We start from the raw sequence: 19,674 nt of genomic DNA, 5'->3' as shown, positions 1-19,674 counted from the left end.
TCCTCATGACCACCGAGACGTCCAGGACACTGCCCGAAAGAGAGAACGGGCCCGTACAAGAAGAGCGGAACGACGTAGCCCACGACGCACCCAGCTCACCCCCCGACCGCCGCCGCTGGCTGGCGCTCGCCATCGTGATGACCGCGGCCTTCATGGACCTGGTCGACGTCACGATCGTCAACATCGCGATACCCACCCTGCGCCAGAACTTCGGCGCGTCCACCAGCGCGATCCAGTGGATCACCGCCGGCTACGCGCTCGCGTTCGCCGCAGGTCTCATCACCGGCGGCCGTCTCGGTGACATCTACGGACGCAAGCGCCTCTTCCTCATCGGCATCTCCGGCTTCACCACCGCCTCGCTGCTCTGCGGCATCGCGGCCGACCCGGCCATGCTCGTCGCCTCCCGCATCCTCCAGGGCGGTATGGCAGCCATGATGGTGCCGCAGGTGCTGGCCATCATCCACGTCACCTTCCCGCCCCAGGAGCGCGGCAAGGTCTTCGGGATGTTCGGCGCGATCGTGGGCCTCGGCGCCGTCTCCGGCCCCATGCTCGGCGCGCTGCTCACCGAGTGGAACCTCTTCGGCCTCGAATGGCGCCCGATCTTCCTGATCAACCTGCCCGTCGGTATCGCGGGCGTGATCCTGGGCCGCAAGTTCATCACCGAGTCCAAGGCCCCGCAGGCCCTGCGGCTGGACCTGGTGGGTGTGGTCCTGGCGACCCTCGCCCTCGTCATGCTGATCTTCCCGCTCACCCAGGGCCGCGAGAACGGCTGGCCGCTGTGGGGCTTCATCTGCATGATCGCGTCGCCGTTCGTCTTCGCCGCGTTCATCGTGTACGAGAAGTACAAGATCAAGAAGGACGGCTCCCCGCTCGTCGAGCTCTCCCTCTTCAAGGTCAAGAGCTTCGCCGGGGGCATCGCGGTCCAGCTGACCTTCGGCATCGCGACCGGCATCTTCTTCCTGGTCTGGACGCTCTACATGCAGATGGGCCTCGGCTGGAGCGCGCTGCGGGCCGGCACCACCGGCATCCCCTTCTCCATCGCCGTCTCGGTGGCCGCCGGCCTCTCCGTCGAGAAGCTCGTCCCGCGCTTCGGCCGCAAGGTGCTCCAGGCGGGCGCCCTGGTCATGGCCGCGGGCCTGATCCTCTACATCTGGGAGTCCGAGCACTACGGCATGGAGATAGCGTCCTGGCAGATGGCCGCCCCGCTGATCCTCATGGGCATCGGCATGGGCCTGATCGTCGCCCCGCTCAACGACACCACGCTGTCCGAGGTGCCGCGCCGGGACGCCGGCTCGGCCTCCGGCCTGATCAACACCACCGGCCAGATGGGCAACGCGCTGGGCCTCGCCCTGACCTCCGTCGTCTTCTTCGGGCTGATCGAGGACGACATGGTCTTCGGCCCGCCCTACGTCGAGGCCTTCCGCGGCGCGCTCTGGTGGGTCGTGGGCGTGCTGGTGGTCATCTCCGTGGTGATGTTCATGCTGCCGCGCAAGGCGATCCCGATGGAGGAGCGCGAGGGCGCCGCCGAGCACGCGGACAGCACCGCGAGCGGCACTCCGGAGAAGGTGCCCGCCCTCTAGACCCTGGGGAGCGGAGCTTCCTTGCGGACAGGCCCACCCGTCACGGGTGGGCCTGTCCGTTTTCCCTGTCCGGCTTCCTCATCGCCGCTGTTCCCGGGACACCCTGACGCGGCCGGGGCGCGGGACGGGGCGGGCCGCAGTGCTCAGCCGACGCGGGCGCGGAACTCCATCGCCCCGCGCGCGGCGGCCTCGCTCTCGTACACCTCGCACATGTGCCGCCCGTCGGGCGTCGCCGTGTGCTCGACCTCCCACAGGCTCAGCTCGGTCCCGTCCAGCAGCACGAAAGCGTGCTCGTAGAGGTTGAAGCCGGCGTCCCGCCCGTTCGGCAGGGCCTGCCGCGTCCCGAACGCCTGCGTGATGTGGTGCGCGTACGCCGCGCGCAGCAGCGCCGCCACCCGCTCGCCGGGCCGGTCCGCGTTCTCCGCGCGGCGCAGCACCCGCCGGGCGTGGTCGGCGGACTCCTCCACCACGTACTCCCGGTGCCGGGCCGCCGGCGCCGGGGTGGCGAACAGCGCACCGAACGCCGCCGGATCGCCGTGCGGTTCCTCCTCGCCCGCGAGCGGCACCGGATCGGGGGCCGCCCCGGCGGCGGACTCCCCGAACAGCCGGGCCACCGCGAGGCAGGTCTCCGCCTTGCTCGTGAAGACCTCGTGCCGCACGGCCCCGTCACCCGCCGGCCGGTACGACAGCTCCCACAGCGAGACCGAGCCTCCGTCAGCCAGCAGATAGGTGTGCCGGCGGGTCTCCCGCCAGACACCCGCCGCCGGATTGTGGTGGGTGGTGCAGAGCGAAGAGCTGTGGGCGAGCGCCGTGCCGAGGCGCTCCACCAGCCGGTCGGGCAGGTCGAAGGAGTTGAGGGCGCGGCCGAGGAGTCGGTCGAGGTGCGCCTCGGTTGTCTCGTACGGATCGCTCAAGGGGGGTCTCCAGGCCGTCGCAGCTTGTCACTTCGCGGAAGCTCAACGTAACCCCTGGCTCTGACATCACGTCCGGGGTTCGGTAAAACGTCCGGGAAGCATCGGGGGTTCCCGCCACACCTTCAGGGCAACTTGCGTACGAATGCGCATGGTTGGGCCCGCTCTGGGCGGAGACGGGGGATTATGGGCCACATGGCAATGAATACAGTGGGCCTCCCGCGCCAGCAGGTACGGCCCCGCAGCGGACACGAGGGCGAACGCGGCCGCGCGCCGAGGGGGTTGGCGTGGCTGCTGGCCGTCACCGGCGCCGCCGGAGTGCTGGCCTCCTGGGTGATCACCCTCGACAAGTTCCTCCTGCTGGAGGACCCGGACTTCAAGCCCGCCTGCAGTCTCAACCCGGTCGTCTCCTGCGGCAGCGTGATGCAGAGCGAGCAGGCGCAGGCCTTCGGCTTCCCCAATCCCATGCTCGGGCTGGTCGCCTACGCCGTCGTGGTCTGTGTCGGCGCGGGCCTGCTGGCGGGCGCCCACTACCGCGGCTGGTTCTGGCTGGGACTGAACGCCGGCACGTTGTTCGGCGTCGGCTTCTGCAGCTGGCTCATGGTCCAGTCGCTCTACGAGATCAACGCGCTCTGTCTGTGGTGCTGCCTGGCCTGGGTGGCGACGCTGCTGATGTTCTGGGCGGTCACCGCGCACAACGTCCGCACCCGCGTGCTCCCCGCTCCCGGCCCGCTGCGGGTCTTCTTCACCGAGTTCGGCTGGGCCCCGCCCGCCCTGCACATCGGGGTGATCGGGATGCTGGTCCTCACCCGGTGGTGGGACTTCTGGACCGGCTGAGCGGCACGTGCGCGGTACGTACGAGGGCCCCGGCAGCTGGACGCTGCCGGGGCCCTGTCACATCACCGCGCGGGCCGGCGGGCCCGGCCCCGCCCACCGGGCGGAGCGGCGGGCGTCAGCTGCCGACGGAGGCGTTGCCCGAGAGGATCGGGATGTTGTCCAGGATGTGCGAGAGCGGCTCGTCGCCCTTGGCCTGGGTGGAGTTCTCGGTGCACTGCTGGTTCTGCGGGTTGGACAGGACGTTGATGTCCTGGACGCCGATGTTGAGCGCGGCGATCAGCGACTGGGCGTTGACCTTCGCCGGCAGGCCGATGCAGGGCTTGTTCAGGGAGCCCTGGACCAGGCTGAGCTGCGGGCTCTGGTCGCCGTGGGTCTTCTGGTTGCCGTAGATCTGCTGGGCACCGTTGCCGTTGACGGTGTTGACCCCGTTGTCGTTGCCGATGGCCATGGCCGGGGCCGCGGCAGCAGCGCCAGCGCCGACGGCAACGGCGGAGACCGCGGCGGCGGTCATGAACTTCTTGAACATCTTGATCCTTTTGTCGCACGAGTGCCCGCTGATGGAGCGCCCTGGTCAACTGCCCGGTCAGGGGGTTGGTTCCGCTCCTTCACTCAAACGGCCTGCGCGTCCCCACCTTTTCCCCAGCCCGGGTGAGCCGCCTGCGGACACGTGCGCGAAGCCCGTACGCGACCCCAGTCGCCCGCGCTCCTGTTGCGCTCCGTGCGAGGTGTTCCCACGGTGAGTCAAGGAGCGGGCCGGTCGGGTCCGCCCGCGAGTCCCCACGCGAAGGAACCCCCATGCACCGCACCAGGCCGTCCCGCGCCCGTCTTCTCGTCCCCTCGGCGCTCGCCGTCGTCATACTGACCGGCGCGGCGGCACCCGCGAGCGCAGTCGACTCCGGGTCCGGTGCGGTGTCCACCAAGGCGGCCCCGGCCGGCCCGATCGACGACCTCGTCAACGGGCTCCTCGCCCAGATCAAGGCCCTGCTGCCGGCGGGCGTCACCCTGCCGGACATCAAGATCCCGGAGATCGGGCTGCCCGAGATCGAGCTGCCCGAGATCAACCTGCCGAGCATCCCGGGAGTGCAGCTCCCGGAGATCCCCGAGGTCGAGATCCCCGAGCTGCCGCCGCTCACCCCGCCGGCGCTGCCCGTTCCGGCGGCCCCCGCGGACCTCGTGCCGGAGGTCCCCGACGTACAGATCCCCGACGTCCAACTCCCCGCGGTCCAGCTCCCCGCCGTCCCCTAGGGACGCCCGAAACGGCAACACGGTGAAGGCGATTGAGCCGAACAGGTCTGATCGTGCGCGAAACCGTGTCGTCGGGGAGTGTCGAACCGTTTCGCTCGGTGTGAGCCCCGGAGCGGGGCGGAACGTCGAACAGAAGGTGCACTTCCCATGAACTCTGCCAAGAAGGCCGCCCTGGTCCTGGCCACCGCTGGTCTCGCCGCGGCCGGTGCCGCCGGCTCCGCCGTCGCCGACTCGTCGGCCGAGGGTGCGGCCGTGGGTTCCCCCGGCGTCCTCTCCGGCAACCTGCTCCAGGTCCCGGTCCACGTCCCGGTCAACGTCTGCGGCAACACCGTGAACGTGATCGCCCTGCTGAACCCGGCGTTCGGCAACGTCTGCGTCAACGACTGACGTCGTCGCACAACCGACTGTGGGCGCCCCGGCCTTGCCGGTGGCGCCCACAGTCTTGTCGGCGGGTGCCGGACGCGACCCGGCCCGGATCCGACCGGCGTGGATCAGCCCTTGCCGCCGTTGAGCTGTACGCCGCCCAGCATCGGCGACGCCTGGGTGGCGCCGTTCGCGAGGCCGAGGACGGTTCCGGGCACGTCGTTGCGGACCTTGTTGACCTTCTGGGCCGTGCCCACGACCTTGTTGACGGTGTCCCCCTGCTCGGCCAGTCCGTTGCCCACCGTCTGCGGAAGGGACTCGGTGACGGGGGCGACCGAGTCCAGGGTCTCCGTGACCCCGCCGGTCAGGCTCATGGGGGGCATCGCGGCCGCCGGCCCGGCGGCGAACGCGGTACCGGAGGCGCCGAGGGCGGCGACGGAGCCGACGACGACAGCGGCGACCTTCGTGAGCTTCATTATCGAAATCCTCTTCTTTCGTGGACAGAGGCGTCAGCGGCGACCGGCGCCGCTTTCGCCATGCGTAACGATTCCCGTGCGTCGTGGAAACGCGGACGCGCGGGTACATGACAGCGGCCGGAGAATCCGAGAGGGATTCTCCGGCCGATATTTCTTGCGATTACCGGTATTGCCGGGTCAGGAGATGCGCGACCGCCGGTACAGAATCGCGCCGCCCAGGATCAGGGCGGAGGCGAGAGCAGCCGCGGCCGCGGGCTGACCCGCACCCGTCTCGGCCAGTACGGGCCCGCCCGCCCCGGCGGGGGCCGGAGCCGGGGCCGGCGCGGGGACCGGTGCCGGCGCCGCCTCGGGCGCAGGGGCGGGAGCGGGCGCGGGCGCCGGCGGGACGTGGACGGGGATGTCGCCGGCGGGGGCGGCCGGCGGCTGGTCCGCCGGCGGTCCGGCCTCAGGGGCGGGCGCCGGTGCCGGCGCGGGGGCCGGGCGTTCCACGGGCTGGCTGCCGTGCGGCGGCGCGGGCGGCGCCTCCTCGACCACGGGGGCCGGGCCGGGCGCCGGGGCGGGGAGCGTGTGCGGAAGCTCCGCGGCCGGCGGCTGCGGCGCGGGCAGCGGCATGGGTGCCTCCGCGGCCGGCGGCTGCGGGGCGGGCGCCGGTGCCGGGAGCGGTACGGGCTGCTCCGCGGGCGGGGCGGGAGGCGCGGGCTGCTCCTGGACCGGCTCCGGGAGGGGCAGCGGGGCGGGGTGCTCCTGCACCGGCTCCGGCTTGGGGTGCGGGTGCTCGGGTGCCGGCGGGGCGTGGTGCGCGGGCGGGGGCGGCGCGGGGTGGTCGTCGCACTCCTCCTGCGGTGCCCGCTCCTCGCCGGGCCCGCCGTAGCCGCCCTCGTGACGGGGCTCCTCGTGGCGCGGCTTCGCGTGGCGGGGTCCCTCCTTCCGGGGGGCCTCCGGCCGGGACACCTCCGGCCGCGGCACCTCGTGGCGCCGCGCCTCCTGGCGCTGCTCGGGCACCGCGTGGCGGCCCGGGCGCTCGTCGAGGTAGCGCTCGAAGGCCTCGGCGTGCTCGGGGCTCAGGTAGCGCCCGTAGTCGTGGCCCTCGCCGGTGTGCGCGCCGGCGCCGGTGGCGCAGGTGTTGCCCATCGCGGGGTTGAGCGCCGCACCGCCGTCCACGCTGTTGCCGCACACGTTCGGCGCGAAGGTGATCGGTACCGAGACGCTGTTGCCGGCCAGCACGCCGGGTGAGTGCGAGGCCTCGGCCGTCGCGCCGTTGTGCGCGTAGGCCGCACCGGTCGCGATCGACAGCAGGCTCGACGCGGCTGCCGCCGTGAGCATCCCCTTGCCCAGTACCTGTCGGCTCAGTACCTGTCGCATGGGTCCTTCCCTGTCTACCGGCACGGTCGCCGGTGCTGTGTCGGAGGCGGCCCCGGAGTGCACCGCCGTGCACTCCGGGGCCGCCCCGAGGAGGTCTGCCCTCGCGGGCGCACGCGCAGCGTCAGGCGTTGACGCAGGTGTTGCCGAACGCGGGGTTCAGCAGCCCGACGATGTTGACGCTGTTGCCGCAGACGTTGACCGGGATGTGGACCGGGACCTGGGCGACGTTGCCGGAGAGGACACCGGGGGAGCCCACGGCCGTGCCGCCGGCCACCGAGTCGGCCATGGCGGGGGAGGCGGCACCGGCTGCCATCAGCGCGCCGGCGGCGAGCACCACTGCCTTCTTGTACGTCATTTCTTTTTCGATCCTTCCCGCAGAGGCGTATCCGCTGCAGAATTAACAACGAGTGGTCCGGTGAAAAGAAACCGGGCTTTTTCGGTGAGCGCCCTGAAATTCACTCCGATGTCCCCGCCGGAATTCGGCAGGGCGGTTCGGTGCGGTGATGTGCGACGACAATTCCGGGGTGCCGCAGATACGCCCGACATGCGGCGAGGCCGCCGCGACCCGAAGGTGCGACGGCCTCGCGGGCGCGGGGTGCGATCAGCTGCCGGCGGAGGCGTTGCCGGAGAGGACCGGGATGTTGCTGAGGATGTGCGAGAGAGCCTCGTCGCCCTTGGCCTGGGTGGAGTTCTCGGTGCACTGCTGGTTCTGCGGGCTGGACAGGACCGGGATGTCCTGGACGCCGACGTTGATCAGGGCCAGCACGGACTGGACGTTGGCCTTCGCGGGGAGCGCGATGCAGGGCTTGTTGAAGGAGCCCTGGATGAGCGCCATCTGCGGGCTCATGTTGCCGTAGGTGGCCTGGTTGCCGTAGATCTGGGCGGAGTTGTTGCCGTTGACGGTGTTGATGCCGTTGTCGTTGCCGACGGCCATCGCCTGCGGGGCCATCGCGGCACCCATGCCCACGACCGAGGCGGCAACCGCGGCCGAGGCCATCATCTTCTTGATCATTGTCGTCCCTTTTTTGCAGGATTGCCCGGTAGTGGAGCACCCGGATCAACGGCTGCGACCCGGTGCGGGTTGCGTGGCTTCACTCGGATGCAGCCGTTTCGCGCGGTGTGATTGACGCTCAGGCGTTCACGCAGGTGGTGCCGAACGCGGGGTTCAGTGCGCCGACCACGTTCACGGTCAGGGCGCAGACGTTCACGGGGACGTGGACCGGGATCTGGCCCAGGTTGCCGCTCGCCACGCCGGGGGAGCCGGCGGCGAGGCCCTCGGCCGTGGCGCCGCCACCGTGCGCGGAGGCGAGGCCCGCGCCGCCCAGCAGCACGGCGACGCCCGCGGCGGCGACGGTGGTGCCGCGCACCAGCCTCTTCTTCATCTGCGAATTTCCTTTCGGTTCGAACAATGGTGCACCTCATAACGACCCGCCCGTTGTGAGGGTGCGTGCTATCGCCCAAAAGGCCGTACAAGCGAGTCCGGCGTGATTTCCAGCCCGATTTCTGACAAAGTGCACTCCTGTTTTGTCCCCTTGATCGAAAATGGAGACAGGGTCATGGGTTCCTCCGGCAGAATCCTCGGCGCGCTCGGCCTGCTGTCCTGCCTCGCACTTTCCGTGAACGCTCCAGCGGTGGCCGCCGCCCCGCCCGCGCCCAAGGAGCTGCCCCGGATCCCGTTCACCCAGCGTTACCAGGCCGTGCAGCACGGCGGCCTGGTCCGCGCCTCCAACTCCGGCATCAGCTGCCGCAGGGAGGAGTCCCCGCAGGCGGAGCCGTGCGCCGAGGTCAAGCGGGGGGCGGCGGGGGTCAACAGCGAGTTCGAGATGTTCTACAGCGAGGTCGACAAGGACCCGGACACCTACAACTCCACCCGGGCCGAGCTCAAGGTCCCCCAGGGCGCGAAGGTCTCGTACGCCCGGCTGTACTGGGGCGGGAACCTGCGGGTGGGCGAGCAGAAGCCGCCGGAGGACAACGGCCGGGTGCTGGTCGCCGAGCCGGGCGGGGCGTACAAGGAGGTCCTCGCCGACACGGTGATCGGCCACCGCACGGACGGGGGCAGCGACGCCTACCAGGCCTCGGCGGACGTGACCCCGCTGGTGCGCAAGGGCGGCGCCGGGATGTGGACGGTCTCGCAGCTGAACATCGCCATGGGCCACTCCCAGGTCGGCGCCTGGGGCGGCTGGACCCTCGTCGTCGCCTACGAGCACCCGCAGGAGCCGCTGCGCCGGATCTCGCTGTGGGACGGCTTCGAGTCGCTCGCCGCCCGGGCCGGTGACGGAAGGGTCGCGCTCAAGGGCCTGGACGCCCCGGCGGGCTCGGCGGGCCGGGTCGGGGTGGTCGCGTACGACGGGGACCGGGGCACTCTCGGTGACTCACTCACCGTGACCGCCGACAGCGGGCGCCGGGTGAGCCTCAGCGACGGGGAGAACCCGTTCAACGACGTCATGAATTCCACGATCACGGAATTCGGCGGCCCCTCTTTCGTACGACAGCCAGATCATATGAATAATCTCGGATATGACGCGGACGTGTTCGACCTGAGTCCCGCCCTGTCCGGTGGCGCCCGCAGCCTGGACTTCAGGTTCACGGGCGAAAGTCAGGGTCATTTCCTCGGTGTGCTCTTCGTTCAGACAGACGCGCGCCGCTGAACGCAGGAGACCACTCCCCGTGCCCACGCACTCCCGGGCGGCACAGCCCACGACCGTCCTCCACCTCGTACAACCCGTCGACGGCGGTGTGGCCAGGGTCGTCACCGACCTCGTCCGCGCCCAGACCGCACAGGGCATCCGCGCCGTCGTCGGCTGCCCGCCCGGCGGCACGCTCGGCGACGCCGCCCGCTCGGCCGGCGCCGAGGTGTTCACCTGGCGGGCCGGCCGGGCCCCCGGCCCCGGCCTCCCCGCCGAACTGGCCGGTGCCCGCGGGCTGTTGCGCCGCATCCGGCCCGACCTCCTGCACGCCCACAGCGCCAAGGCCGGACTGGCCGGACGGCTCGCCGCACGCGGCACACCGCCCACCGTCTTCCAGCCCCACGCCTGGTCCTTCGACGCCGTCGGCGGCACCACCGCCGCACTCGCCCTGCGCTGGGAGCGGTACGCGGCCCGCTGGGCCGACCGGGTGCTCTGTGTCAGCGAGGCCGAACGCCGCGCGGGGGAGTCCGAGGGCATCACCGCCCGCTGGACGGTGATCCGCAACGGGGTGGACCTCGACCACTTTCGGCCCGGCGCACCGGACCCCGCCCAGGACCGGGCCGAATCCAGGGCGGCGCTGCCGCTGCCGCCCACCTTCCCGGCCGACGGCCCGCTCGCCGTCTGCGTCGGCCGGATCTGCGCCCAGAAGGGCCAGGACATCCTGCTGCGGGCCTGGCCGGAGGTGCTCGCGGCCGTCCCCGCGGCCCGCCTCGCCCTCGTCGGCGACGGCCCCGACGCCGAACGGCTGCGCCGCACCGCCCCGGCCCGGGTGCACTTCGCGGGCGCGGCCGCCGACATCCGACCGTGGCTTCGGGCCGCCGATCTCGTTGTACTGCCGTCGCGGTGGGAAGGCATGGCGCTCGCCCCGCTCGAAGCCATGGCCTGTGGCCGACCGGTCCTGGTCTCCGACGTCAGCGGTGCCCGGGAAAGCCTGCCGTCCGGCCAGGGACGCCTGTGCCTGGTACCGCCGGAGGACCCGACGGCACTGGCCGAGGCCCTGGGACGGCTGCTCGCCGAGCCGCGGCTCCTCGCCGAACTCGGGGAGCAGGCCCGGCAGCACGCCCGGACCGACTTCGACGTGCGGCGGACCACGGACGCGGTCACCGGCCTGTACCACGAACTGCTGGGCAGGCCCCGGCCCTTGAACCAGGAGCGCATCAGCCGATGACGATGGACAGCGCACCCGCCCGGCACACCGGGCAGGGCGGCACAGGGCCCGGCGGCAGCGCCTTCGCGCCCGCGCCCCACGCCGCCACCCGCCGTTCCGCGACCGCCATCCACCCGCCGCGCGGGCCCAGGGCGGACCTCGCCCGGTCCGCCGTACGCCCGCAGCGCCTGCGCCGCAGCAGCCGGCTGCTCCCCCTGCTCACCGCCGACGCGCTGGCCGCCGTACTCACCGCGGCCACCCTGCCCGGCCAGGCGCTGCCCGCCGCGCCGGCCGTCGCCGTGCTGCCCGCCCTGCTCCTCGCCCTGCACACGCAGGCGGGCCTCTACCGGCCGCGGCTCGCTCCCTCCGCCCTCCTCGAACTGCCCGCGGTGCTGGGGCGTTCCGCCGTCCTGTGGTGCGCGGCCGCCGCCGTGGCCGCGGCCCTCGACCCGGCGCGCGCCATGGGCTGGAGCACACTGCTGACCGCCGTGTGCCTGCAGGCCGTACTGGTCTGCGCGGGCCGCGGCGTCGCCAACCAGCTGCACCGCCGCACGGCCGTGCGACGGCCCGCCTCCGCCCTCGTGGTCGGACCGGGCGCCGGGGCGAGCGCGGTCGCCGCGGCCCTGCACGGCCGCCCCGAGTTCGGCCTGCGCCCGGTCGGGCTCGCCGACACCGCGGCCCCCGCCGACGGGGACCCCGGCCCCCTCCCGCTCCTCGCCACCCACGAGGACATCCGGCGCGCGGTCATCCAGAACACCGTCCGCCACGCCGTGTTCACCCGCCCGCCCGAGGCCGACGAGCGCACCGCCTCCCTGGTCCGGCTCTTCCACGACCACGGCTGCCGGCTGTGGCTCGCGGACCCGGCGGGCACCGCCAAGGTCACCGGCATGCGGCTGGCCCACCCCGCCGACCAGCTGTGGGGGTACGCCGTGCAGCCGCTCCTGCCCCGCCCGGCCCGCCCCCTGGAGCGCTGGGCCAAGCGGATCATCGACTCCGCCCTCGCCCTGGTCGCCCTGGTCGCCGCCGCCCCGGTGATGCTGCTCTGCGCGGCCGCCGTACGCCTCTGGGACGGGCCCGGGGTGATCTTCCGGCAGGAGCGCGTCGGCCTGTACGGGCGCCCCTTCACCCTGCTGAAGTTCCGGACGCTGCGCGCCGACGCGCACGAGTCCGCCACCCGCTGGACGGTCGCGGGCGACCGCCGGATGAGCCCGGTGGGCTCGTTCCTGCGCAAGTCCTCCCTCGACGAGCTGCCGCAGCTGTGGAACGTCGTGCGCGGCGACATGAGCCTGGTCGGCCCCCGTCCCGAACGGCCCTTCTTCGTCGCCAAGTTCTCCACCGTCCACCCCGGCTACGAGGCCCGCCACCGGATGCCCGTCGGCATCACCGGCCTCGCCCAGATCAACGGCCTGCGCGGGGACACCTCCATCGAGGACCGGGCCCGCTTCGACAACCACTACATCGACACCTGGTCGCTGTGGCAGGACCTGTGGATCCTCGCCCGCACCGCCGCCTCCTTCTTCCGCTTCCGGCTGGGGGGCAGCTGATGAGCCTCGCCGCCCCCGGCCACTGGGCCCGGCCGGACGTACCGGGCCTGCTGCGCCGGCACTGGCCGCTGCTGCCGCTCGCCGCGACCGTGCTCTTCCTGCTCGCCCCGCTCCCGGCCGGTGACGCGACCGCCTCCGGCAAGGTGGGCCCGGCCGACGCCGCCTCGCTGCTGCTGGTCCTCGTCTGCGCCGTCCAGGCGCTGCGCGGCCGGGTGCGGGCACTCACCCCGCTCGGGGCCCTCGTCCTCGGGGCGCCGGCCGTCGGCCTCGCGGTCGCGACGGTGACCGCGGGGGACCCGGACGCCGCCCTGCCGGGCTTCGTCCGCTACCTCCAGGTCTTCGTGCTGGTCCCGGCGGCCGTGGTGCTGCTGGTGCGCGACGCCCGGGAGTTCCGGCTCGCCGCCGGCTGCTTCGTGGTGCTGGCACTGGTCCAGGGCGCGGTGGGGGTCGTGCAGTACGCGACCCACACCGGCGCCTCCTACCAAGGCGAGGACATCCGGGCCGTCGGCACCTTCGGCCCCGGCGACGTCATGGGCATGGCCACCGTCGTCGCCTACGGGCTGGTCGTCGCGACCGCCGCCGCCCTCGCCCCCGCACTGCCCTCCCGCCTGCGGCGGATCGCCGCGGGCTGCGCCCTGGTGCTCGTCCTGCCGCTGGTGCTGTCCTTCAGCCGCGGCGCCTGGATCGCCACCCTCGGCGCGGCGCTGCTGGTGATGGCGCTGGCCGGGATCCGGCGGGCGCTCACCGTGCTCGCCGCGCTGGCCGCAGCCGGGGTGGTCCTCGTCGGCGGGCTCGGCGTCGGCTCCGAGATGGTCGCCGAACGGCTGACCTCCATCACCCAGGTCTCCAGCGCCCCCGACCAGTCGGTCACCGACCGCTACACGATGTGGGCCGCCGCCGAGTCGATGTGGCGCGAGCGGCCGGCCGCGGGCGTCGGCCTCAAGGGCTTCCCCGCCCACCGTGACGGCCACGCCTCGCTCGGGCTCTCCTCCGGCAGCGACACCGCCGGCGCGGGCCAGGCGTACATCCGCCAGCCGTTGCTCTCCCCGCACAACATGTACCTGCTGATCCTGAGCGAGCAGGGTCTGATCGGGCTGATCGCGCTGGCGGGCGGCTGGGCGGCCCTGCTGGTCGCGGGACTGCGGCGGCTCGCCACCGGCGCGGGCGCGCGGATGCGGGACTGCGGGCTGATCGCGACCGGGCTGCTCGTGTGGCAGCTGACCGACTTCCTCTACGCGGACATCGGCGGCCCGTCCACCGTCCTGACCGGCGTGATCATCGGCCTGGCGGCTTGGTGGGCCCTCCCCTCACCGGCGGGCGTCCGGGGCGGCACCGGGGTACGGGGCCCGGTCCCCGAGAGTTCGAGCGGCCGGTGACGGACACCACGCCCTGGCGGCCCGCCTCCGGCCCTCCGGCCGGAGCGGGCCACACCCGTGTCCCGCCCACCTCCGGGTATGTGCCGCACGCGGCCGCGGACGGGGCACCCGGCGGCGAGCCGGTTCCGGCGCCGCTCCCCGCGGACCCGGGCTTCGTCGCCGGGGGCCTGCCGGGCGGCGACTCCGCCGTGCGGCGACCGCCGTTCGGATCCGCGGGCTATCCGGGCGGGGCCCCGGCGGGCTGCGGTGTGCGCGTCGCCGCGCGCGTCGCGAGCGGCCCCGCCGCCGCGCCCGCCGGCACCGCGCCCGCCGCCGGCGGTGTGCGGTGCGAGGACGCGTCCCCCGCTCCGGGCGGGTCCGCCGCGCCGGCCGCTCCCGCCGGCGGCGCCGGAGGCGGCGGGAGCCGGTTCGGGCGCGGCCGCCGCCGGGTAGAGGCCGAGGTGTCCGCCGCCGAGCCCGCCGCAGGCGCCCCCCTCGGGCGGTTCCTCGCCAAGGCCGCCGCCGTCACCGCCGGGCTGACCGCCGCCGGGTCCCTGTTCGGGCTGGTGCGCGACCAGACCATCGCGCACCTCTTCGGCGCCGGGCACGACAGCGACGCCTTCCTCATCGCCTGGACCGTCCCCGAGATGGCCTCGACGCTGCTGATCGAGGACGCCATGGCGCTGCTGATGGTGCCCGCCTTCAGCCACGCCCTGGCCCGGCGGGCCGCCGGCCGCGCCGGGCTGACCCGGCGGGAGGCCCGCGTCCAGGACCCCGTACGACTGCTGGTCGGGGCGACCCTGCCGCGGCTCCTGGTGTTCCTGGCCCTCGTCGCCTCCGTCCTCGTCGTCGCCGCGCCGGCCGTCGTCGCGGTGCTCGCGCCGGGCCTGCCCGACCCCCGCCTGGCCGTGGAGTGCACCCGCCTGACCGCGCTGACCGTGCTCTCCTTCGGTATCGCCGGCTACTTCAGCGCCGCGCTGCGCGCGCACCGCTCCTTCGTACCGCCCGCCGCGATCTACGTCACGTACAACATCGGCATCATCGCCACGATGGTGACCCTGCACACCCTGTGGGGCGTGCGGGCGGCCGCCGCGGGCGTCGCCGTCGGCGGGCTGCTGATGGCGCTCGTCCAACTCCCCTCCTTCGTCCGCCACGTCGGCTTCGGCCCGCCCCGGGCCAGACGGTCCGCCGCCCCGCGCAGCCAGCGCGACCGCGACCGCCCCACCCTCATCGCCTTCGGGGTCATCGCCCCCGTCATCCTCTTCGCCGTCTTCCGCCAGTCGCAGGTCCTCGTCGAGCGGTTCCTGGCCGCCTCGCTGCCCTCCGGGGCGATCTCCCACCTCAACTACGCGCAGAAGGTCGCGCAGATGCCGATGGTGCTGTCGCTGATGATCTGCACCGTCACCTTCCCCGTCGTCGCCCAGGCCATGGCGGGCGGCGAACGCGAGAAGGCCCGCCGGCGGGTGGAGCGGGACCTGGCGCTGGCCTCGCTCGCCGTCCTGATGGGCACCGCGCTCGTCATCGGCTACGCCCCCCAGATCATCCAGGTCCTCTTCGAACGGGGCGCCTTCACCCACGAGGACACCCTCGCCACCGCCGCCGTCATGCGGGTCTACGGACTCGGACTGCTCGGCCACTGCCTCGTCGGGGCACTGTCCCGGCCCTTCTTCTCGACCGCCCGGCCCACCTGGTTCCCGGCGTTCGCGATGGGTGCCGGACTGCTCGTCAACGTCGTGGCGGGCGCCTTCGCCGTCCGCTGGTGGGGCACCTACGGGATCGCCGCCGCCAACGCTGCCGGTATCTCCACCGCCGCCGTGCTGCTGCTCACCGGCCTCGGCCCGCGGATCATCGCCATCCACGTGCGTACGGTCGCCGTCAGCATCGGGCGGCTCGCGGTAGCCGCCCTCGCCGCCTGCGCCACCGGTTGGATCGCCGGGCCGATGATCCCCGATCCGCTGCTCAGCGCCGGCCTCGGCTGCCTGCTGGTCCCGGCCATGTTCGGCGCCACCGGCATGGCCATACGCGCCCTCGAAGTCACCGCCCTGCCCGGTCAGATCTCCCAGCTCACGCAGAGGTTCCGCAATGCCCGCTGACACCGACACGGCCCCCGCCGCGGTGGGCCCCGCCCGCCGGACCGCATCGCCGTGGGTCCTGATGTACCACTCGGTCGCCGAGTTCACCGACCCCGCCGAGGACCCGTACGGGATCACCGTCACCCCCCTCGCCCTGGAGGCCCAGCTGCTGTGGCTGCGCTCCCGGGGCCTGCGCGGGGTGTCGGTCGGCGAACTGCTGCGGGCCCGGGCGGCCGGAGCCGGAACCGGTCTGGTCGGACTGACCTTCGACGACGGCTACACCGACTTCCTGACCCACGCGCTGCCGCTGCTCCGGCGCCACGGCTGCACCGCCACCCTCTTCGTGCTGCCCGGACGGCTCGGCGTCGACAACGTCTGGGACCCGCTGGGGCCGCGCAAGTCCCTGCTGACCGCCGAGGGCATCCGCGAGGTCGCCGCCGCCGGGCAGGAGATCGGCTCGCACGGCCTGCTCCACCAGGACCTCACCGCGGCCCCCGACGACGTGCTCCTGCAGGAACTGCGGGGCAGCCGCGACCTGTTGCGCGAACTGACCGGAGCCCTGCCCGAAGGATTCTGCTACCCGTACGGGCACCTCGACGCCCGGGTCGTCGACGCGACACGGGCCGCCGGATACCACTACGCCTGCGCCATCGACCCCGGGCGGCTCGCCGGCCCGCACGCCCTGCCGCGCACGCACGTCAGCCAGGCCGACGGCGGCGCCCGGCTGCGGGTCAAGCACCTGCGCCACCGGGTCCGGGAACTGCGGCGGGCGGTGCACCGGTGAAGCCGATCGAGTCGGTCAAGGCGCTGCACGTCATCACCGGCCTCGGCGTCGGCGGCGCCGAGCAGCAACTGCGTCTGCTGCTGCGGCACATGCCCATGCAGTGTGACGTGCTGACCCTGACCAACCCCGGCCCGGTGGCCGAGGGGCTGCGCGCCGACGGGGTCCGGGTCGTGAACCTGGGGATGCGCGGCAACCGGGACCTGGGAGCCCTGCCCCGGCTCGTGAAGTTCATCCGCCGCGGCCGGTACGACCTCGTGCACACCCACCTGTACCGGGCCTGCGTGTACGGGCGCCTCGCGGCCCGGCTCGCGGGCACCGGGGCGACCGTCGCCACCGAGCACTCCCTCGGCGAGGGCGAGATCGAGGGCCGGCCGCTCTCGGGCGGGGTGCGCGCGCTGTACCTGGCCAGTGAACGCCTGGGCGCGGCGACCGTGGCCGTCTCGGACACCGTCGCCGCCCGGCTGGAGGGATGGGGGGTGCCGGCCGCGCGGGTCCACGTCGTACCCAACGGGATCGAGGCCGCCCGCTTCCGTTTCGACGAGGGCGTGCGCCGGGGCACCCGGGCCCGCACCGGGCTGCCCGAGCGGGCCTTCGTGGTCGGCGGGGTCGGCCGGCTGGTCCCGGGCAAGCGGTTCGACGTCCTGGTGCGGGCCGTGGCCGCGCTGCCGGGCGCGCACCTGCTGCTGGCCGGGGACGGTCCCGAGCGGGCGGGGCTGCGCCGGCTGGCCGCCGACCTCGGCGCGCAGAGCCGGATCCACCTGCTGGGGGAGCGGGACCCGCTGGGCGACAGCGCGGACGGCCGCACCCCCGGCATTCCGGCCCTGCTGGCCGCCATGGACGTCTTCGTCTCGCCGTCGCGGGAGGAGGCCTTCGGGCTCGCGGTCGTGGAGGCCCTGGCCGCCGGACTCCCCGTCCTGCACGTGACCTGCCCGGCCATCGACGACCTGCCCGCCGCCGAGGCCCCCGGCGCCCGCCGGATCGGCACCGGCACCGAGGAACTCGTCGCGGCGCTGCGCGGCCACATGGAGGCGGGCGCCCGACGGCTGCCCCCGCCGCCGGTCGTCCGCCGCTACGACATCGCCCACAGCGCGCGGCGGCTGCTGGACGTGTACGACCTCGCCCTCTCGGCCGCGTCGCCGGGCGCGGCCGGGACGGCGGGTACGGCGGGTACGGCGGCCCCGGCCCGGGGCGCCGCGCAGCACCGGCAGGCACCGGAACCCGCCGCGGATCCGGGCCCGGGCCCATGCCCGGAGCCGCGATCGCCGGCGGGGCCGACGGTGCCCGGGCCCGGCTCCCCCCGGCGGACGCCGGGCGCCCGCGGCTGACCCCCACCCCCGAAGGGGTCCCGCCGGGACCCGAAGGAACCACCCCCTCCAGGAAGCGAGCACGACCATGGCCGACACCGCCGAGAAGAAGTCCGAGACGCCCGAGCAGAAGCCCGAGAAGAGGGCCGACCGCCGCTCCGGGAAGAGGGCCAGGCGGCGCCTCACCCGGCCCCCCGTGTGGTGGCCGCTGCCGGCCTGCGCCGTGCTGGGGCTGGCCGCCGGCGGGGCGTACGGGGTGCTCAAGGCCCCCGAGTACGCCGCCACCAGCTACGTCGTGGCCGTGCCCGACGACACCACCGAGCCCGCCACCGCCCTCGGCTTCGCGCAGGCGTACGCCCGTATCGCCACCAGCAGTTCCACCCTCGCCTACGCCCAGCCCCGTGCGGGCATCACCGCGCGGGAACTGCGGACCCAGGTGCGGGCCGAGACCTCCCCCGAGTCCCCGATGATCGCCATCACCGGGACCTCCAAGAGCCCCGCCGAGGCCGCGGACATCGCGAACGCGGTCGCCGACGCCCTGTCGCTGAGCAGCAACCAGGCCGCCAAGAACACCGGCGTCCAGCTGCTCCTCTTCAACCAGGCCGTGGCCCCCACCGAGCCCGCCTCCCCGTCCGCCGCCATCAGCGGCGCCGTGGGGATGTGCGCCGGCGGGCTGCTGGGCGGCCTGTGGCTGCTCGCCCGGCCCGGCCGCGCGCGCCGCCCCGAGGAAGGTGTGGCCGCGTCCGCCGCCGGTCCGGTGGCCGAGCCCGTCGCGGAGCGCGCGGCCGGGGCTCCGGCCGAGGAGTACGCCACCCTCCCCGCCCAGGGCGAGCCGGTCTCGGCCAAGGAGAAGGAGTCCGTTCGATGAGTCGGGGCTCCACCGGGGCCCTGTCGGTGACCCTGTGCCGCGACCCCCGGCAGTTCGCCGCGCTGGAAGAGCAGTGGAACCGGCTCGTCCGCGCCTGCCCCACCGCCACCCCCTTCCAGAGCCACGCCTGGCTGCACTCCTGGTGGCTCTCGTACGGGAAGGACGGACGGCTCCGGATCGTCCTGGTCCGGCGCGGCGGGGAACTGGTCGGCGCGGCCGCCCTGATGCTCGTCCACCGGCCTCTCCCGCTGCTGGTGCCGCTCGGCGGCCCGATCACCGACTACTTCGACGTGCTCGTGGCCGCGGAGCACGCCGGGCAGGTCGTGCCGGCGCTGGCCCGGGGGCTGCACCGGGCCGCCCGCGGCGCGGTGGTCGACCTGCGGGAGGTGCGCCCCGGGGCCGCCGCCGAGGAGCTCTTCCGGCACTGGCCGGGGATCGGGCGCAGGCTCGCCGACTCCACGTGCATGGAGCTGCCGACCCTGCCGTTCGACGAACTGGTCAAGCGGATGCCGGCCTCCGGCGCCCAGCGGGTGCGGGCCAAACTGCGCAAGACCGACGCGGCCGGGATCGAGGAGCACGAGGCCACCGAGCACGAAGTGCCGCGCGCGGTACGGAACCTGCTGCGGCTGCACGAGAAGCAGTGGCGCGGCCGCGGGGTGACCCCGGAGCACCTGCGCCCCCGCTTCGCCGAGCATCTCACCCGGGCCACCCGCCGGATGGTGCGGGCGGGGGAGGGCCGGCTGACGGAGTTCCGGCTCGACGGGAAGGTGGTGGCGGCCAACGTCACGCTGCTGTCGGCGGGACTGAGCGGCGGCTACCTCTACGGGGCGGACCCGGACCTGCGGGCGCGCAAGGTGGACGTGGCGACGCTGCTGCTGCGCTACGAGGCCGGGCGGGCGCTGGCGGAGGGCCGGCCGGTGGTGAGTTTCCTGCGGGGCAGCGAGCCGTACAAGAACCACTGGCGGCCCGAGACGGTCGTCAACCAGCGTTTCCTGCTGGCACCGAGCGCGCTCGCGCCCCTGCTGCGGCTGCACGAGTCGCAGGTGACGGGGCGCGAGCGGGCGGTGGGCGCGCTGCGGGAGGCGCTGCCGGCCGCCAGGGACTGGCGGGCGCGGCTCAACGAACTGCGGGTGCGATGA

Annotated in this window: 20 protein-coding genes; 13 read left to right on the top strand and 7 right to left on the bottom strand. The window is 73.9% G+C overall.

What is annotated here, in order from left to right; genetic code table 11:
• Positions 1-5 precede the first annotated feature (5 nt).
• Positions 6-1,580, top strand: coding sequence for an MFS transporter (locus NRK68_RS14315; RefSeq protein ID WP_308296161.1), 1,575 nt, complete (start codon positions 6-8; stop codon positions 1,578-1,580).
• A 143-nt stretch (positions 1,581-1,723) separates the two neighbouring features.
• Here NRK68_RS14315 and NRK68_RS14310 read toward each other — a convergent pair whose 3' ends face one another.
• A complete protein-coding gene (locus NRK68_RS14310) occupies positions 1,724-2,494 on the bottom strand; it encodes a DUF6227 family protein (protein ID WP_183067730.1) in 771 nt (256 codons plus the stop codon).
• A gap of 183 nt (positions 2,495-2,677) precedes the next feature.
• On the opposite strand from NRK68_RS14310, the gene NRK68_RS14305 reads away from it, so the two are divergent.
• Positions 2,678-3,328, top strand: a complete 651-nt coding sequence (locus NRK68_RS14305) for a vitamin K epoxide reductase family protein (RefSeq protein ID WP_373023541.1) — start codon at positions 2,678-2,680, stop codon at positions 3,326-3,328.
• Positions 3,329-3,443: 115 nt separating this feature from the next.
• Here the strand turns inward: NRK68_RS14305 and NRK68_RS14300 are convergent, their stop codons facing one another.
• The gene (locus tag NRK68_RS14300; protein ID WP_183067729.1) at positions 3,444-3,854 is read right to left on the bottom strand and encodes a rodlin; all 411 of its coding nucleotides are present in this window, start codon (positions 3,852-3,854) and stop codon (positions 3,444-3,446) included.
• A gap of 269 nt (positions 3,855-4,123) precedes the next feature.
• Here NRK68_RS14300 and NRK68_RS14295 point away from each other — a divergent pair, with 269 nt between their 5' ends.
• Together NRK68_RS14295 and NRK68_RS14290 are read left to right on the top strand one after the other, a co-directional pair.
• Positions 4,124-4,573 (top strand): hypothetical protein, encoded by a 450-nt coding sequence (locus NRK68_RS14295; protein WP_183067728.1) that lies wholly within the window; start codon positions 4,124-4,126, stop codon positions 4,571-4,573.
• 147 nt (positions 4,574-4,720) lie between these two features.
• The gene (locus NRK68_RS14290) at positions 4,721-4,960 is read left to right on the top strand and encodes a chaplin (RefSeq protein WP_030845163.1); all 240 of its coding nucleotides are present in this window, start codon (positions 4,721-4,723) and stop codon (positions 4,958-4,960) included.
• 104 nt (positions 4,961-5,064) lie between these two features.
• Here the strand turns inward: NRK68_RS14290 and NRK68_RS14285 are convergent, their stop codons facing one another.
• From NRK68_RS14285 to NRK68_RS14260, 5 genes are all read right to left on the bottom strand, one after another.
• A complete protein-coding gene (locus NRK68_RS14285; RefSeq protein WP_046778829.1) occupies positions 5,065-5,412 on the bottom strand; it encodes a hypothetical protein in 348 nt (115 codons plus the stop codon).
• 177 nt (positions 5,413-5,589) lie between these two features.
• Positions 5,590-6,774: a chaplin gene (locus NRK68_RS36765; RefSeq protein WP_308296159.1), complete on the bottom strand. Its 1,185-nt coding sequence runs from the start codon at positions 6,772-6,774 to the stop codon at positions 5,590-5,592.
• 121 nt (positions 6,775-6,895) lie between these two features.
• Positions 6,896-7,129, bottom strand: a complete 234-nt coding sequence (locus tag NRK68_RS14270) for a chaplin (RefSeq protein ID WP_079025896.1) — start codon at positions 7,127-7,129, stop codon at positions 6,896-6,898.
• A 246-nt stretch (positions 7,130-7,375) separates the two neighbouring features.
• Positions 7,376-7,786: a rodlin gene (locus NRK68_RS14265; protein WP_030963015.1), complete on the bottom strand. Its 411-nt coding sequence runs from the start codon at positions 7,784-7,786 to the stop codon at positions 7,376-7,378.
• Between the two features lie 118 nt (positions 7,787-7,904).
• Positions 7,905-8,156: a chaplin gene (locus NRK68_RS14260; RefSeq protein ID WP_183067726.1), complete on the bottom strand. Its 252-nt coding sequence runs from the start codon at positions 8,154-8,156 to the stop codon at positions 7,905-7,907.
• A 102-nt stretch (positions 8,157-8,258) separates the two neighbouring features.
• Between NRK68_RS14260 and NRK68_RS14255 the strand changes: the two genes are divergently transcribed.
• From NRK68_RS14255 to NRK68_RS14215, 9 genes are all read left to right on the top strand, one after another.
• A complete protein-coding gene (locus tag NRK68_RS14255; RefSeq protein ID WP_183067725.1) occupies positions 8,259-9,422 on the top strand; it encodes a DUF3344 domain-containing protein in 1,164 nt (387 codons plus the stop codon).
• A 19-nt stretch (positions 9,423-9,441) separates the two neighbouring features.
• Complete coding sequence (locus NRK68_RS14250) at positions 9,442-10,629, top strand: glycosyltransferase (RefSeq protein WP_257855919.1); 1,188 nt, start codon at positions 9,442-9,444, stop codon at positions 10,627-10,629.
• A complete protein-coding gene (locus NRK68_RS14245) occupies positions 10,626-12,152 on the top strand; it encodes an exopolysaccharide biosynthesis polyprenyl glycosylphosphotransferase (protein ID WP_373023540.1) in 1,527 nt (508 codons plus the stop codon). Before NRK68_RS14250 ends, NRK68_RS14245 begins: the two co-directional genes overlap by 4 nt.
• Positions 12,152-13,528, top strand: coding sequence for an O-antigen ligase family protein (locus NRK68_RS14240; protein ID WP_257855918.1), 1,377 nt, complete (start codon positions 12,152-12,154; stop codon positions 13,526-13,528). Before NRK68_RS14245 ends, NRK68_RS14240 begins: the two co-directional genes overlap by 1 nt.
• Positions 13,525-15,600, top strand: a complete 2,076-nt coding sequence (murJ, locus tag NRK68_RS14235) for a murein biosynthesis integral membrane protein MurJ (protein WP_257855917.1) — start codon at positions 13,525-13,527, stop codon at positions 15,598-15,600. The genes NRK68_RS14240 and murJ overlap by 4 nt, the downstream gene beginning before the upstream one ends.
• Positions 15,590-16,363: a polysaccharide deacetylase family protein gene (locus tag NRK68_RS14230; protein WP_183067723.1), complete on the top strand. Its 774-nt coding sequence runs from the start codon at positions 15,590-15,592 to the stop codon at positions 16,361-16,363. The genes murJ and NRK68_RS14230 overlap by 11 nt, the downstream gene beginning before the upstream one ends.
• Positions 16,360-17,688, top strand: coding sequence for a glycosyltransferase (locus NRK68_RS14225; RefSeq protein ID WP_257855916.1), 1,329 nt, complete (start codon positions 16,360-16,362; stop codon positions 17,686-17,688). Before NRK68_RS14230 ends, NRK68_RS14225 begins: the two co-directional genes overlap by 4 nt.
• A 67-nt stretch (positions 17,689-17,755) precedes the next feature.
• Complete coding sequence (locus tag NRK68_RS14220) at positions 17,756-18,535, top strand: YveK family protein (RefSeq protein ID WP_183067722.1); 780 nt, start codon at positions 17,756-17,758, stop codon at positions 18,533-18,535.
• On the top strand, positions 18,532-19,674 hold the full coding sequence (locus NRK68_RS14215; RefSeq protein WP_183067721.1) for a GNAT family N-acetyltransferase: 1,143 nt from the start codon (positions 18,532-18,534) through the stop codon (positions 19,672-19,674). Before NRK68_RS14220 ends, NRK68_RS14215 begins: the two co-directional genes overlap by 4 nt.

Source organism: Streptomyces yangpuensis (assembly GCF_024666385.1).
GTDB lineage: Bacteria > Actinomycetota > Actinomycetes > Streptomycetales > Streptomycetaceae > Streptomyces > Streptomyces yangpuensis.
This window is presented reverse-complemented; position numbering and strand designations above follow the sequence as displayed.

What these genes read in the sequence shown, in the direction of transcription:
- NRK68_RS14315 (WP_308296161.1), top strand. Translation starts at nt 6, where the DNA reads ATGACCACCGAGACGTCCAGGACACTGCCCGAAAGAGAGAACGGGCCC.
- NRK68_RS14305 (WP_373023541.1), top strand. Translation starts at nt 2,678, where the DNA reads ATGGGCCACATGGCAATGAATACAGTGGGCCTCCCGCGCCAGCAGGTA.
- NRK68_RS14300 (WP_183067729.1), bottom strand. Translation starts at nt 3,854, where the DNA reads ATGTTCAAGAAGTTCATGACCGCCGCCGCGGTCTCCGCCGTTGCCGTC.
- NRK68_RS14295 (WP_183067728.1), top strand. Translation starts at nt 4,124, where the DNA reads ATGCACCGCACCAGGCCGTCCCGCGCCCGTCTTCTCGTCCCCTCGGCG.
- NRK68_RS14290 (WP_030845163.1), top strand. Translation starts at nt 4,721, where the DNA reads ATGAACTCTGCCAAGAAGGCCGCCCTGGTCCTGGCCACCGCTGGTCTC.
- NRK68_RS14285 (WP_046778829.1), bottom strand. Translation starts at nt 5,412, where the DNA reads ATGAAGCTCACGAAGGTCGCCGCTGTCGTCGTCGGCTCCGTCGCCGCC.
- NRK68_RS36765 (WP_308296159.1), bottom strand. Translation starts at nt 6,774, where the DNA reads ATGCGACAGGTACTGAGCCGACAGGTACTGGGCAAGGGGATGCTCACG.
- NRK68_RS14270 (WP_079025896.1), bottom strand. Translation starts at nt 7,129, where the DNA reads ATGACGTACAAGAAGGCAGTGGTGCTCGCCGCCGGCGCGCTGATGGCA.
- NRK68_RS14265 (WP_030963015.1), bottom strand. Translation starts at nt 7,786, where the DNA reads ATGATCAAGAAGATGATGGCCTCGGCCGCGGTTGCCGCCTCGGTCGTG.
- NRK68_RS14260 (WP_183067726.1), bottom strand. Translation starts at nt 8,156, where the DNA reads ATGAAGAAGAGGCTGGTGCGCGGCACCACCGTCGCCGCCGCGGGCGTC.
- NRK68_RS14245 (WP_373023540.1), top strand. Translation starts at nt 10,626, where the DNA reads ATGACGATGGACAGCGCACCCGCCCGGCACACCGGGCAGGGCGGCACA.
- NRK68_RS14240 (WP_257855918.1), top strand. Translation starts at nt 12,152, where the DNA reads ATGAGCCTCGCCGCCCCCGGCCACTGGGCCCGGCCGGACGTACCGGGC.
- NRK68_RS14230 (WP_183067723.1), top strand. Translation starts at nt 15,590, where the DNA reads ATGCCCGCTGACACCGACACGGCCCCCGCCGCGGTGGGCCCCGCCCGC.
- NRK68_RS14220 (WP_183067722.1), top strand. Translation starts at nt 17,756, where the DNA reads ATGGCCGACACCGCCGAGAAGAAGTCCGAGACGCCCGAGCAGAAGCCC.
- NRK68_RS14215 (WP_183067721.1), top strand. Translation starts at nt 18,532, where the DNA reads ATGAGTCGGGGCTCCACCGGGGCCCTGTCGGTGACCCTGTGCCGCGAC.